Raw genomic sequence first — 13314 nt, forward strand, 5'->3', positions numbered from 1 at the left:
GTTATGTAACTTTATCCATGCTTTTTTCCAGAGGTAAGCAAATTTTCACCTTTGTATATTTATCGGCTTGGCATTCAACTAAAACACCATAAAGCTCGCCATAGCGTAATTTTAATCGTTTATCCACTAGTCTCATGCCTAAACCTAATTGATGCGATGGGCATTGATGACGGTAAAGTCCGGCATTATCACAAATTTCGATAATGATTAAATGATGCTCTTGATATGCTCTAATTGTAATCTTTCCTGTGTCCAATAACTGTGATGTTCCATGTTTAATTGCATTCTCGACCATGGGTTGAAGAGAAAATGCTGGTAAGCGTGCATTAGCTAAGTTTTCGGGTATTTGAATATCAATCTGTAACCGTTCCTGAAAACGCGCTTTTTCGATTTGTAAATACGCATTCACATGTTCAATTTCGTCACTTAATGTCACCACTGCCTCGGGTCTTTTTAAATTCTTACGGAAGAAAGTAGAGAGAAATTGCACTAATTGCTTTGCTTGTTCGCTATCACGTCGAATAACCGCTTGTAATGTATTAAGTGCATTAAAAAGAAAGTGAGGATTAACTTGAGCATGTAAGAGTTTAATCTCAGATTCTAAAAGAGATTGCTTATTTCGCTCATATTGTCCTGCCAAAATTTGTGCAGATAATAGACTTGCGATACCTTCACCTAAGGTGCGATTAATAGAACTAAATAGGCGATTTTTAGCCTCATAAAGTTTAATTGTGCCAATGACTTGGTTATTTTCACCTCTTAGTGGAATAACTAAGGTTGAGCCTAGTTTGCAATGGGGGGAAAGGGTGCAACGATAGGGCGTTTCATTGCCATCAGCATAGACTACTTCATTATTATTAATGGCTTGTTTGGATTGAATGGATGAAATAGGGGTTCCTGGTAAATGGTGATCAGCGCCAATACCAATAAAAGCCAGCAGCTTTTCTCTATCTGTAATAGCAACCGCACTGACTCTTAATTCCTGATAAATGACTTTTGCTACACGGGTACTGTTATCTTGGTTAAATCCTTTACGTAAAATACCTTCAGTACAGACAGCGATTTTTAATGCTTGTGTTGAGAATGCACTGGTATATTTTTCAAATATAGCGCGTCTATCTTGTAATATTCGAATAAACATTGCAGCGCCAATGGTATTAGCTACGATCATAGGGGCAGCAATATCTTTAACTAAAGAAAGTGCTTCATTAAACGGACGTGCTAATAATAAGATGATGCTCATCTGTATTATTTCAGCAAAGAAGGTCACTGTTGCTGCCGTCCATGGGTTAAATATTCGATGCATCTGCCCATGTTTTACGTAATAACGATGAACTAGCCCACCAATTAATCCCTCTGCAATAGTCGATACCATGCAGCTAAATGCAGTCATACCACCTAGTGAATAGCGGTGTAAGCCTCCTGTAAAACCCACAAGAAAACCGACGTAAGGGCCTCCTAGCAATCCACCTAAGACAGAGCCAATAGCACGCGTATTAGCAATAGAATCATTAATATGTAGCCCAAAATAGGTACCCATAATGCAGAAAATAGAGAATATAACGTAGCACATCAATTTATGTGGTAGTTTTATCGTGACCTGTAAAAGTGGCGTAAATAGAGGTGTTTTACTTAAAAACCAAGCAATAATTAAATAAACGCACATTTGCTGTAATAACAGCAAAATAAGATCAAATTCATACATAAGTATTGAGTACCGTTCTCTTTTCTATCTGATATATATAAAAAGTTCAGATAAAACGGGGATATTAATTAGACGATAAAGTTTGATATAAGAATAACTTAATCGCACTATCAAAGAAAATATTCCTTTGCGTCAGTGATCTGGCGCACAAAATTCTTAAAGAAATTCTGAGTTATTGTGTAATATAACTCTGTCAGTGAGTGTTCTACTTCACTATTAAGGTCTAATCGTTATATGAAAAAAAGAGCCATTTATCTTATTTTATTAATGCTAATACTAATTGCATTAGCCGTACTTTTCCGCGCGCATAATCAATATTTATTATTGCAAGGAGAAGTCGATGCGCCAGAAGTGATTGTTGCCTCTAAAGCAAAAGGTCGTGTTATAGAACGTCATATAGAGCGAGGTGATGATGTCAAAAAAGGGCAATTGATGATCACATTAGAAAGCCCCGAACTTAACGCACAAGTTGCAGCACTTGAGGCTGCTAAAGCACAATCTCAAGCTCAATTAGATTTGTCATTACATGGCACAAGAGAAGAGAGCATTCGTAATCTAGAAGCGGTGCTATCTCAAGCTAAAGTAGAAGCAGCAAATTCAGCAAGAGACTATCAGCGCATTAGTGCCGTTGCCAATAAAGGCTATGTTTCTGCAACAGAACTGGATAATGCGCGTCGTAGCCGTGACGTTGCTTCACAACGTGTAAGAGCGGCGCAAGCCGAATTAGATGAAGCCAAAAATGGCGATCGCATTGAGTTACGCCATAAATATATGGCAGCAGTACAACAAGCTGAACAACAATTAATTGAACTAAAAATTCAGCAAGATGACTTACAGGTGAAAGCCCCTGTTGATGGTGAAGTTGGTCCTATTCCTGCGGAAATAGGTGAACTTTTTAATGCCAATAGTCCGCTCGCTACCCTTATTCGTATTCCTGAAGCCTATTTTGTTTATAACCTTCGTGAAGATATTTTAGCGGATATTCGCAAAGGTGATCGCATTACGATCACGGTTCCTGCATTAGGTAATAAAGAGGTAGAAGCTGAAATTCGTTATATCGCTCCAATGGGTGACTACGCAACCAAAAGAGCGACAAGAGCAACGGGTGATTTCGATTTAAAAACGTTTGAGATCCGACTGTATCCTGTGACGCCAATTGAAGGGCTTCGCCCTGGCATGAGTGCATTATGGCGTTGGGATAAATAAGGATAAATAATGAGAGTAAAGGCAGCTTGGCGTGGCTTTAGTAGCGCATTTTCACGAGAAACTCATATGGCAGTTCGTAGCCCGGTTTTTCACTGGCTAAGCTGGTTATTTCCATTAATGTTGTTCACGTTAATTAGTGCTAACTTTTCTGAAGGTACATTGCTGAATTTGCCAGTTTCAGTGATCAATAATGATAATAGCCCATTATCGCGAACACTGGTTAGAGACTTAAATGCAGGCTCTCATGCGCAATTAAATACGCTAGATGGTAATCCTCGTACCGCAATGGAACGGCTTGGTAGCGCAAAAGATTACGCAATACTCACTATTCCTCGACACTTTGAAAGTAAGGTATTAGCAGGAAAACAACCTACTACACGTATGTATTACAACGGGTTGTATTATGCTGCAGGGAGCTATGCAATACAGGATTTTAGTGGACTAATTGCAGAACTTAATGCGCAATATCGCACGGTTTTAGCGCAAGAAATGAATAAACCTGTTCCCCCATTGGCAAAAGTGACCTTCTCTTATGACAGTTTGTTTAATGCCAGTGGTAGTTATATTTATTATCAGCAATTTGCGGCTACGATCCATATGCTCCAACTATTTGTCGTGACCTGTACGATTTATTCATTGTCGCGCGGTAATATGCTATTGAATATTAAGCCCTTCACATTTGCACTTATTGGTAAGCTCACGCCTTACACGCTGTTTTTCTTAACCTTATTAATTGTTGAATTAGCAGCATTAGTGCATTTTTCGGGGGCGAAAGTGAATGGTAATCCGCTCTATATGGTGTTAGTGGGATTCTTCTATATTATTGCAGCTCAAAGTGTGGGGTTGCTACTTTTTGCATTTACCAATAGTGCGATAACGGCATACAGTATGATAGGTATGTTGGTGAGTATAGCATTGGCATTTTCAGGCATGGCTGTACCTGAACTTTCGATGATCTTACCTGCAAGGATCATCTCTAACTTAGAGCCATTAACCCACGCCTTAAATGCGATGTTTGATATCTTCTTAAGAGAAGTATCACTACAAGGTATTTTATATGTTTGTTCACTCTTGCTGATTTATCCTTTTGCTATCGCCTTATTAGTTCGCAAACGTATTTTTAAACGGTTGGAATTACAGGTAGGTGTGGCATGATGCAGATGTACTTCCAAACCTTTAAGCGTGTTCTATTGGGTATGTTAGAAAAACCCATGTGGATGTTACTTATCGTTTCCCTATGCATTATGAGTTTGGTATATGCTAAACCTGTTTTATGGGATTTACCTGTAGCAGTGATTAATCAAGATCATAGCCCCGCAAGTTATTCACTGATCCGAGCATTAAACTCGACACCTAAATTAAGCATTAAGAACTACGATAATTTGGATGAAGCTCGACACGATATGATTATGCGTGAGCTTTTTGCCATTATTATTATTCCGACTGATTTTGAAAAGAAATTACTCAATGGTAAAGATGTCACCGTGCCGGTTTTTGGTGATGCAACAAACCGTCTTGCCAGCGGGCAAATTCAGCAGGAATTAATGTTGGCTTATCAACAGTTATTAGACTCTTACAATGGGCGCATTTTACAAAATGCAGGCTTTAGTGTTGAGCAATCAAAGATCCTATTAAAGCCTATTCAGGGTGAAACCATTGCGATGTATAACCCCGGAGTAAGTTTTGCTGCGATTATTTTCCCAGGCTTATTAGTGATGTTATTACAACATTCCCTTTTAATTGCCTGTGTGCGTGTCAGTATTGCCGTGAGAAGTACACCAAAAGGAAAGCCACCATTAGCGGTTTATTTAGGGGCGTTATCGGCACTTATTCCTATCTGGTTATTTTTATCTGCCGTCTTCTTTGCATTATGGCCTTGGGTATTAGGTTATCGACAAGAGGCTCCGCTTTACCAAATATGGATGCTCACTTTCCCATTCCTATTGGCAGTATTAGGTCTTGGTAAGCTAATTACAGAATGCTTACGCAGTGTTGAGATGATTTATCTGACCCTAGCATTTGTCACCACACCCGTGTTCTATATTTCTGGCACGATCTGGCCATTACAAGCAATGCCTGACTGGGTATTTGCCATTTCATCTGCATTACCTTCTACATGGGCAGTAAATGCTATGGCAGGCATAAATCAAATGGGATTATCATTCCAAAGTATATTGGGTGATATCGTGATGATGTTAGTTTTAGGCGTGATTTACACCGTGTTAGGTGTGCTGGTGGGGATGTTGCGTAATGGTGAGTTAAGACATATTACACACCAACTTAAGCGATGGTTACATTATCGTGGTGAGTCAAAATAAAAAGCCCTGATGGGCTTTCTATTTCATTACATTATGATTTGCTAAAATATTTTTACTCTACCAATTCCAATCCAGCTAGCTTACGCCAATAGCCATTACAGTCATGGTGATGAACGGTTATCAGTGGCTGTTGACCTTGTTCATTTTGGCGAAATTGTTTCAAGGTATCAAAAATTGCATCAGATTCAGGCGAAAGGCGAATAATGTCTACTAACCCTGTCATTGATGTTTGATCGTTACCCAAGTTATAACAGTAGCCACTTTGTGTTTGAATACCATTGAGCACAAATACTTGTTGGTTCTCTTGTGATAATACTTCACGACCTTGAGGGTATTTTTGACAGCAGGTTTCACAATCATCTTTAGAACGATTTTCAGAACGGGCAGTAAAACAACGAGCAGAATAGGCTAAAGGAAGATGTCCATAAGCCAATACTTCAACTTCAAATTTATTGCGAATGCCTAATTCTTCACATTGATTTAAAAGATTATTTAACCACTCACGAGAAAGCTCAACAGGCATACACCAACGTATCATGCCTTGCTTATACAATAAACGTAGTGCATAAGCGTTGTAGCAATTTAATCCGTGACCTGCGACAAAAGGAAGATGGCGCTCATAAAGCATATTGATCACGCCAAAATCATGTGCTTCAACTAAAAACTCACCATTATCAACTAACTTAGCAATTTCTTTTAATTCAGAAGGTGCTTGTAATAACGCTAAGGTAGAAAGAACTACTTGTTTACCGCTTTTAGCGACTTCTTTGGCTAGACTTATCCAATCTTGAGGCTTGATTTCTCTGCGCTTACTACAAACTGTTTCACCTAAATAGATAATATCAGCATCACACTGTGTTGCTTTTTTATAGAACGCTTCAAGTGTCTCTTTTTGCCAATAATAAAGTACAGAACCTAATGCATATTTCATTTTTATATCCTTATTATTGCCATTTGCGGTGATAAGCACCTAAAGTTGTTTGCGTTCCTTCTGATATTTTTCCTAATGCATTCATCCAACGCGGGTTGGTACTAAAACCTTGAGGATCTTTCTTGCATTGATCAATTGCAGCGCGCCAAACTCTTGCGACCTCTGTTACATAAGCTGGGCTACGTTGACGGCCTTCAATTTTGACTGATGCAATATTCATCGCCATGAGTTCAGGTAATAGAGACAGTGTATTGAGACTTGTTGGCTCTTCTAATGCATGATAACAGTGGTTATCAACAAAATAGCGTCCCTTACATAATGTTGGGTAACCTGCATTTTCATTGGGTGAATAGCGGTCGATAAGTACATCATTAAGACGAGATTCCATACCTTGTGGTGTCTGCTGCCAACGTACAAAACGAGCAGGAGAACAAGCACCAACGGTATTAGGAGATTCACCTGTTAAATAAGAAGAAAGATAGCATCGACCTTCAGCCATAATACATAAGCTACCAAAGGCAAAAACTTCTAAAGGTACTGGACTCGTTTGCGCTAATTGTTTGACTTGATGAAGAGACAGAACACGAGGAAGAACAATACGAGCCACATCGAAATTACGTTGATAAAACTCAATAGCTTGTGTATTGGTTGCTGAGGCTTGTACTGAAACATGACGTTCAATATGAGGATAACGCTCTGCAGCGTACTCTAACATGGCGATATCTGCCAAGATAAGCGCATCCGCACCTAAAGATGCTGCCATATCAACGGCTTTTTGCCAGCGTTCAAATCCATCAGGATGAGCAAAGGTGTTTATTGCAATATGCAATTTTCGCTGGTGGCGATGAACATAATTAACCGCTTCTTGTAACTTCTTTTCTGTGAAATTTAAACCAGCAAAATGTCTTGCATTAGTATCATCTTTTAAGCCGATATAAACCGCATCCGCACCATTATCTATGGCCGCTTTTAAGGCAGGTAAATTACCTGCAGGGCACAGCAATTCCATCTTCACTTCCCTTTAGAAATTAAGAATGATCAGAAATTGTAATGAGCAAGATAAAAAAAGGTTTTGATTTAGGGCAGAGAACTCTGTTTTTTGCTTAAGTAAAATCAAAGAACTCAAAATGTGAACAACGGATTAACTGAATATTGATATAGGATCGCAGAATAACTGTCTATATCTGGCACAATAGCCCATAATTTTATTTATAGGAGTCCGAACGTGTTTAACAAAATTCGTACCCATTTGGTTAAAGAGGGGCCTCGTTTTTTACGTTACCCTTTACAAGTTACTCCATTTGCTTTGCAACGCGATATCTTAGAACAGTTTTTAAGTTGGCAGTTTCGTGAATCATTAGCCGAAGGCGATTTACACTTCTTAGAAGATAAGTGGCTAAAAGTTGAGATAAGAGACTTACATTTACAGTGGTTTATCAGTGTTCGTGATGATAAATTAGTGGTTAGTCGCTTAGAAAAAGAAGATGTCAGCTTTAGTGGAAACGCTAATGATCTTATTTTAATTGCTGCACGCAAAGAAGATCCCGACACCTTATTTTTCCAACGTCGTCTACAAATTGAGGGTGATACAGAACTCGGGTTATATGTTAAGAACCTGATGGATGCAATTGAATTAGACTCAATGCCATCTGTGTTGCGTTTTGGTTTATTACAACTGGCTGAGTTTGTAAAAAGTGGACTTCAAGAAGAAAAAGAAGACACGCTACACAGCCATGAACTGAGCTCAACTTCATGCTAATACGTGTTGAAATTCCCGTTGATATTCCTGCAATTGATAGCCTTTTACGCCAAGCGTTTCCGACAAGTGCTGAAGCAGATTTAGTCGGACACTTACGTGAAGAAGGGTTATTAACATTAGGCATGGTGGCAATTAGCGATGAGGGCCAATTGATTGGCTATATCGGTTTTACACCTGTTGATATTGATGGAAAAGATTGTCAGTGGGTAGGGCTTGCACCACTTGCTGTTGCGCCTGATTTCCAAAACCAAGGTATTGGACGTCAACTGATAAATGAAGGATTAGATAGTCTAAATGAATTTGGTTACGGTGCTGTTGTGGTGTTGGGTGATCCTGAGTACTACCAAAAATCAGGTTTTATTCCAGCTAAATCACAGGGCTTACATTGTAAATGGCCGGATACAGAAGAAGCTTTTCAGCTTTATGCGTTAGAAAATGGCAATGTTGATGACATTCATGGTTTAGTCAATTATTCACCATTGTTTGACCAGTTTTAACTAAATTTATTTATCTTGTCTTAAATACAATGCAATGTCTGAAGGCTGGTCAATGATCAGCTTTTCTTTTTGCATCTTTTTCAACTGCTTTAATTGGTATTCTAGTTGAGAAGCACGTTGTCTATTCCCTACCTGACAATAAAACTCTAGTAATAAAGGGCCTTTCCCTTTCAGAGCTTTAGCACCAGTTCCATTCTGATGTTGTTGAAAACGCCGCTCAACATTTGTTGTGATCCCTGTATAAAGAGAACCGAGACGATTTCTAACTATATAGAGTGACCACATTGTCTCTGTCATCATTTTTCCCTTTTTGTGCTACTTTTTATTTTGATAAATAATATTTCTTAATTTTTTAAGTGAGTAATTTATCGTTTTATCAAAATGAAATCTATTAGATATATCAATATGTTGTGAAATATTTGTGACAGTAGATTCTATTATTTAAAAAATAATATTCAAATTTTTTGAAAATGAACAGCAATTATTGCTAATTTTAAAGTTAAACTAAAGCGCATAATATGATCTGCATCACAGAGAGACACTCCGCGATACTTAGCAAAATTAGAATATATTTGGAGTTTATTATGAAAAAATCTACATTAATCGCTGCCACATTAGCTTTAAGTGCTATTTCATTCGGTTCAATCGCATCTGATAGTGTATCAAAAAGTTCTTCGATGAATGGTGAGTATATCACAATCACAGGTAGTGATACTTTAGATGGTTTAACCGCTAAGATTGCCCAAATCGCAAAAGATGAAGGTGCAAAAAGCTTTAAAGTTGTCGGTGCAACAGGTGATAATTACCTCACAGTAGATGCTGAAATTTATCGTTAATATTAACTATTTCAGATAAATAACCTGTAATAAGAGACACTCGGAAAGACGCTGGTTTTGGTGATATAATTATCAACTAAACAGCGTCTCTTTGTGTATCTATACAGGTATATTATGTCTCCTTCAGACTCGATCAAAATAATTAAACAATACATACGTGATAACCACGTATTTACCTTATGCACAACACGTTCATTGAGTGATGTTTGGTGTGCTAATTGTTTTTATTGGTTTGATGAAAATCAGATGAGGCTTGTTTTTCTTTCTGAAAAGAAAACACGGCATGCTCAAATGATGCAGGAAAATTTATTAGTTGCAGGAAGTATTAGCACGCAAGAAATGGTTGTCTCAAATTTACAAGGGATCCAATTTACTGGCACGGTTTCTTTACTAACAGGTAAGGACGACATCAACGCAAGAAAACATTATTGTTTACGTTTTCCTGTCGCATTAGCCGCCATTCATGTACCTTTATGGGCGCTACAATTGCAAGAAATTAAGATGGTGAATAATCAATTAGGTTTTGGTTCTAAGCTCTATTGGCAACGTAATTAAACGCGTTTTTTCTTAACTTTCAGCTATTCCCAAAAATAATGATTTTTTTGTTCCCACCCTTTTAAAGACATACAAGAAGTGTAGAAGCTTTTTCTGTCTTCTTGATTAATGTCTTCAACATAGCTTTCTGTCATCGGTACTCGTTCAGTGTAGGTTTTTTTATCACCACAGTGGTCTTTATCATCTTTACGACATGTCTTTTGTACATCGCGATAGACCGTCCGTTGTAGCACTTCTTTGCGGATAGGGTAGCGAGTATTGGCATTAAGATCGCAAATGAGCTTTGCTTCTTGTAATGTGTAATCTGATATACCTTTGGGTTCCCAAGTAGTGCTACAACCTGAAAGTAAGATCATTGAAAATACAGAGAAGAGGGCTAATTTCATATCAAATATCATCGTAAAAAGAATAATTAAGAGTGTTAATAATAAAACAAAACTAATCACTTTGACTATCTTTTTTGAAAATGATTCGCATTTGATAACAAGTGTGATTAAACAGGGTGGTTTAATAGTGAAGTGACCCCTAATCGTTAGATAACAATTAGGGGCCTTTAGGGGTTACTCAAATGATGAAAGATTTTTTTCTATCTCTGCATCTATTTCAGTGTGTTGAAGATGTTTAGCACCGAGTTTCTTTTTCAATTCAGTGCCTAGCTTCACGAGTTGTTCTCGATTCGCTTTAGACTGCTTCTTACCCCATTTTTTTAAATGGTAGTTCAGTTCATGATCTTCAGAAAAGCTTACATATTTATTATCACTTAAAGGCATACATCCTCCAGTTAATTCAATGTGTATTACTTCAATTTATGGATCACCTGATTACTACTACCGCGCCACAGTAATGCGGGATCATAAAGTTCTTGGACGAACTTGCCATCAATCAGTACGTCAATATGGTTAACGACCTCTTGCTGTTCTGGGGTTAAATCAGCCAGTAGGTAGCCTGTCCAAACCCAAATATCTTTTTCAGGGCATTGCGTTTTAATACGTAGTACCAATTTTAATATAGCAGAAAGATTTTGAGGGTGTAGGGGATCTCCCCCTGAAAGTGATAATCCTTGTCGTTTGATTCGACTGTCTTGAAGATCGGCAATAATCTGATCTTCCATCTCTTGTGTAAATGGCTTGCCTGACGTTAATGACCACGTTGATTTGTTATAACAGCCTCGGCATTGATGTATGCACCCTGAAACAAACAGGGTGCAACGAGTACCTGGACCATTGACAACATCAACAGGATAATATTGATGGTAATTCACACGGTTAACCTAACTGACCATTTGCCAGATGTTTCACACGACGCTTAACTTCTTCTTGCTTACCCGCATTAAATGGACGTGAATCTGGGCTACCTAAATATCCACATACACGGCGAATAACAGAAACTCTCGCTGGATTGTGATTACCACAACGTGGGCAAGTAAACCCTTTGCTAGTACAAGAGAATTCACCGGTATAACCACAGTCATAACACTCATCAATCGGCGTGTTTGTCCCGTAATAAGGAACTCGGGTATAGCTGTAATCCCACACATCTTCTAACGCTTTGAGGTTATGCTGTAGGTTAGGATATTCGCCATAACAGATAAAACCGCCATTAGCTAAAGGAGGATAAGGCGCTTCAAAGTCTAATTTATCGTATGGGTTTACTTTCTTTTCAACATCTAAGTGGAAGCTATTGGTGTAATAACCTTTATCTGTAACACCAGGAATAATGCCAAACTCTGCTGCATCTAAACGACAGAAGCGATCACATAAGTTTTCACTTGGTGTGCTGTAGAGGCTAAAGCCATAACCAGTCTCTGCTTTCCACTGATCTGTTGCTTCACGTAGACGATTGATAATCGCCACGGCTTTTTCTCTTAAGGTCTCGTCGTCAAAAACGTGAGTTTGCGTGCCAAATAGTGCATTAATGGTTTCATGGACACCGATATAACCTAATGAGATTGATGCTCTGCCATGTTTAAAGATTTCAGCTACATTATCATCTGCTTTTAAACGAACACCACAAGCACCTTCCATATAAAGGATTGGAGCAACACGCGCTTTGACGTTTTCTAAACGAGCAATACGTGTCATCAGTGCTTTTTTCGCTAATTCAAGGCGAGAGTCAAGTAGTGACCAGAATGTGGCTTCATCACCTTGTGCCTCAATAGCAATACGCGGTAAGTTTAGGCTGATAACACCCAGATTATTACGACCTTCATGGATCATCTCACCATTTTCTTCGTAAACACCTAAGAAGCTACGACAACCCATTGGTGTTTTAAATGACCCCGTTACTTTAACGACTTGATCGTAATTTAAGATATCGGGATACATGCGTTTACTTGCACATTCAAGAGCAAGTTGTTTGATATCGTAATTAGGATCACCAAATTTATGGTTTAAACCATCTTTAATGGCAAAAACGAGTTTGGGGAAAACCGCCGTTTTGCGGTTTTTTCCTAAGCCAGCCATACGATTTTCAAGAATAGAACGTTGAATTAAACGTGCTTCTTTTGAGGTGCCAAGGCCAAAACCAAAAGTGACAAATGGTGTTTGCCCATTAGCGGTATGCAGTGTATTAACTTCATACTCTAAAGATTGGAATGCGTCGTAACACTCTTTTTCTGTGCGCGCATTAGCATAAGCTTCTTTATCAGCAATTTGCCATTCTTGCGCGACTTTATAGTGTTTGTCATAACTTGATTTTACAAACGGCGCCAATACTTCATCGATACGATTTATCGTTGTACCGCCATAAATATGGCTTGCCACTTGTGCAATAATTTGTGCAGTTACTGCTGTTGCTGTTGAAATAGATTTTGGGGGTTCTATTTCCGCATTTCCCATTTTAAAGCCATTGTTTAACATGCCCTTAAGGTCAATTAGCATACAGTTAAACATAGGGAAAAACGGTGAGTAATCGAGATCATGATAATGAATTTCGCCACGCTCATGAGCGAGTACCACATCTCTTGGCAGGATATGTAATTTTGCGTAATGTTTAGCCACAATACCCGCAAGTAAATCACGCTGGGTAGGGATAACCTTACTGTCTTTATTCGCATTCTCATGAAGAATAGAGACATCACTTTGTTCGATAAGGCCTCGGATTTCCTGAGTTAGTCTTCCACGTTGCTCACGAGCAACATCTCGGTCATGACGGTATTCAATATAGGCTCTGGCAACATCTTTATGTTTGCCAGCCATCAGCTGATTTTCTACGGCGTCTTGGATCTCACGGATATCGACATTCGAACGTCCTGCGAGAGATTGTGAAACAGATTGAGCGACAGATACGCAATAATCATCATCAGTGATCTCACAAGCTACGGCGGCTCTTTTGATAGCATCACTGATGCGGGTTTGGTCAAAAGAGACTTTACATCCGTCTCGTTTTATCACAATGGTTTTCACAATCTTGCTCCTTAACTATTTATCCACAGGCTCAAATCCCATAAAAACAGGTGATGGCACAGCATTCAGGCTTATTGTGGATAAGATGTGTATAATTACTATA

Annotated in this window: 15 protein-coding genes; 7 read left to right on the forward strand and 8 right to left on the reverse strand. The window is 38.6% G+C overall.

Features of this window, described 5'->3' with window-relative positions:
• Position 1: 1 nt before the first annotated feature.
• Positions 2-1705 (reverse strand): sensor histidine kinase, encoded by a 1704-nt coding sequence (locus tag DK858_RS06530; protein WP_109396715.1) that lies wholly within the window; start codon positions 1703-1705, stop codon positions 2-4.
• A gap of 234 nt (positions 1706-1939) precedes the next feature.
• Here DK858_RS06530 and DK858_RS06535 point away from each other — a divergent pair, with 234 nt between their 5' ends.
• The 3 genes from DK858_RS06535 to DK858_RS06545 are packed head-to-tail and all read left to right on the forward strand — an operon-like array spanning position 1940 to position 5229.
• On the forward strand, positions 1940-2911 hold the full coding sequence (locus DK858_RS06535; protein WP_109396716.1) for an HlyD family secretion protein: 972 nt from the start codon (positions 1940-1942) through the stop codon (positions 2909-2911).
• 9 nt (positions 2912-2920) lie between these two features.
• Entirely contained in the window at positions 2921-4066 is a 1146-nt protein-coding gene (locus tag DK858_RS06540; RefSeq protein ID WP_109396717.1) for an ABC transporter permease, read from the forward strand.
• Positions 4066-5229 (forward strand): ABC transporter permease, encoded by a 1164-nt coding sequence (locus DK858_RS06545; protein WP_109396718.1) that lies wholly within the window; start codon positions 4066-4068, stop codon positions 5227-5229. The genes DK858_RS06540 and DK858_RS06545 overlap by 1 nt, the downstream gene beginning before the upstream one ends.
• A 52-nt stretch (positions 5230-5281) precedes the next feature.
• Here the strand turns inward: DK858_RS06545 and DK858_RS06550 are convergent, their stop codons facing one another.
• Both DK858_RS06550 and ubiU read right to left on the reverse strand, forming a co-directional pair.
• Entirely contained in the window at positions 5282-6160 is an 879-nt protein-coding gene (locus DK858_RS06550; RefSeq protein ID WP_109396719.1) for a U32 family peptidase, read from the reverse strand.
• A 13-nt stretch (positions 6161-6173) separates the two neighbouring features.
• Positions 6174-7169 (reverse strand): ubiquinone anaerobic biosynthesis protein UbiU, encoded by a 996-nt coding sequence (ubiU, locus tag DK858_RS06555; RefSeq protein WP_109396720.1) that lies wholly within the window; start codon positions 7167-7169, stop codon positions 6174-6176.
• 216 nt (positions 7170-7385) lie between these two features.
• Here ubiU and ubiT point away from each other — a divergent pair, with 216 nt between their 5' ends.
• Positions 7386-7919, forward strand: coding sequence for a ubiquinone anaerobic biosynthesis accessory factor UbiT (gene ubiT, locus DK858_RS06560; RefSeq protein ID WP_006535669.1), 534 nt, complete (start codon positions 7386-7388; stop codon positions 7917-7919).
• Positions 7913-8416: a GNAT family N-acetyltransferase gene (locus DK858_RS06565; protein ID WP_109396721.1), complete on the forward strand. Its 504-nt coding sequence runs from the start codon at positions 7913-7915 to the stop codon at positions 8414-8416. Before ubiT ends, DK858_RS06565 begins: the two co-directional genes overlap by 7 nt.
• A gap of 6 nt (positions 8417-8422) precedes the next feature.
• Here DK858_RS06565 and DK858_RS06570 read toward each other — a convergent pair whose 3' ends face one another.
• Positions 8423-8713, reverse strand: coding sequence for a GIY-YIG nuclease family protein (locus DK858_RS06570; RefSeq protein WP_109396722.1), 291 nt, complete (start codon positions 8711-8713; stop codon positions 8423-8425).
• Positions 8714-9000: 287 nt separating this feature from the next.
• Between DK858_RS06570 and DK858_RS06575 the strand changes: the two genes are divergently transcribed.
• Positions 9001-9252, forward strand: coding sequence for a YdgH/BhsA/McbA-like domain containing protein (locus DK858_RS06575; protein ID WP_072064542.1), 252 nt, complete (start codon positions 9001-9003; stop codon positions 9250-9252).
• 114 nt (positions 9253-9366) lie between these two features.
• Positions 9367-9807: a YhbP family protein gene (locus DK858_RS06580; protein WP_109396723.1), complete on the forward strand. Its 441-nt coding sequence runs from the start codon at positions 9367-9369 to the stop codon at positions 9805-9807.
• A 23-nt stretch (positions 9808-9830) separates the two neighbouring features.
• Here DK858_RS06580 and DK858_RS06585 read toward each other — a convergent pair whose 3' ends face one another.
• The 4 genes from DK858_RS06585 to nrdD all read right to left on the reverse strand — a co-directional run bounded on the left by DK858_RS06585 (position 9831) and on the right by nrdD (position 13211).
• Complete coding sequence (locus tag DK858_RS06585; protein ID WP_109396804.1) at positions 9831-10193, reverse strand: hypothetical protein; 363 nt, start codon at positions 10191-10193, stop codon at positions 9831-9833.
• A gap of 174 nt (positions 10194-10367) precedes the next feature.
• Positions 10368-10577, reverse strand: a complete 210-nt coding sequence (locus DK858_RS06590; protein ID WP_023583554.1) for a hypothetical protein — start codon at positions 10575-10577, stop codon at positions 10368-10370.
• 26 nt (positions 10578-10603) lie between these two features.
• Positions 10604-11068, reverse strand: a complete 465-nt coding sequence (gene nrdG, locus DK858_RS06595) for an anaerobic ribonucleoside-triphosphate reductase-activating protein (protein WP_109396724.1) — start codon at positions 11066-11068, stop codon at positions 10604-10606.
• Positions 11069-11072: 4 nt separating this feature from the next.
• Positions 11073-13211, reverse strand: coding sequence for an anaerobic ribonucleoside-triphosphate reductase (nrdD, locus tag DK858_RS06600; protein ID WP_109396725.1), 2139 nt, complete (start codon positions 13209-13211; stop codon positions 11073-11075).
• Positions 13212-13314 lie beyond the last annotated feature (103 nt).

This window comes from Proteus faecis (assembly GCF_003144395.1).
GTDB classification, from domain to species: domain Bacteria; phylum Pseudomonadota; class Gammaproteobacteria; order Enterobacterales; family Enterobacteriaceae; genus Proteus; species Proteus faecis.

Bases quoted from the DNA above. Each gene is read 5' to 3' on its own strand.
- DK858_RS06530 (WP_109396715.1), bottom strand. From the start codon at position 1,705: ATGTATGAATTTGATCTTATTTTGCTGTTATTACAGCAAATGTGCGTT.
- DK858_RS06535 (WP_109396716.1), top strand. From the start codon at position 1,940: ATGAAAAAAAGAGCCATTTATCTTATTTTATTAATGCTAATACTAATT.
- DK858_RS06540 (WP_109396717.1), top strand. From the start codon at position 2,921: ATGAGAGTAAAGGCAGCTTGGCGTGGCTTTAGTAGCGCATTTTCACGA.
- DK858_RS06545 (WP_109396718.1), top strand. From the start codon at position 4,066: ATGCAGATGTACTTCCAAACCTTTAAGCGTGTTCTATTGGGTATGTTA.
- DK858_RS06550 (WP_109396719.1), bottom strand. From the start codon at position 6,160: ATGAAATATGCATTAGGTTCTGTACTTTATTATTGGCAAAAAGAGACA.
- ubiU (WP_109396720.1), bottom strand. From the start codon at position 7,169: ATGGAATTGCTGTGCCCTGCAGGTAATTTACCTGCCTTAAAAGCGGCC.
- DK858_RS06565 (WP_109396721.1), top strand. From the start codon at position 7,913: ATGCTAATACGTGTTGAAATTCCCGTTGATATTCCTGCAATTGATAGC.
- DK858_RS06570 (WP_109396722.1), bottom strand. From the start codon at position 8,713: ATGACAGAGACAATGTGGTCACTCTATATAGTTAGAAATCGTCTCGGT.
- DK858_RS06575 (WP_072064542.1), top strand. From the start codon at position 9,001: ATGAAAAAATCTACATTAATCGCTGCCACATTAGCTTTAAGTGCTATT.
- DK858_RS06580 (WP_109396723.1), top strand. From the start codon at position 9,367: ATGTCTCCTTCAGACTCGATCAAAATAATTAAACAATACATACGTGAT.
- DK858_RS06585 (WP_109396804.1), bottom strand. From the start codon at position 10,193: ATGAAATTAGCCCTCTTCTCTGTATTTTCAATGATCTTACTTTCAGGT.
- DK858_RS06590 (WP_023583554.1), bottom strand. From the start codon at position 10,577: ATGCCTTTAAGTGATAATAAATATGTAAGCTTTTCTGAAGATCATGAA.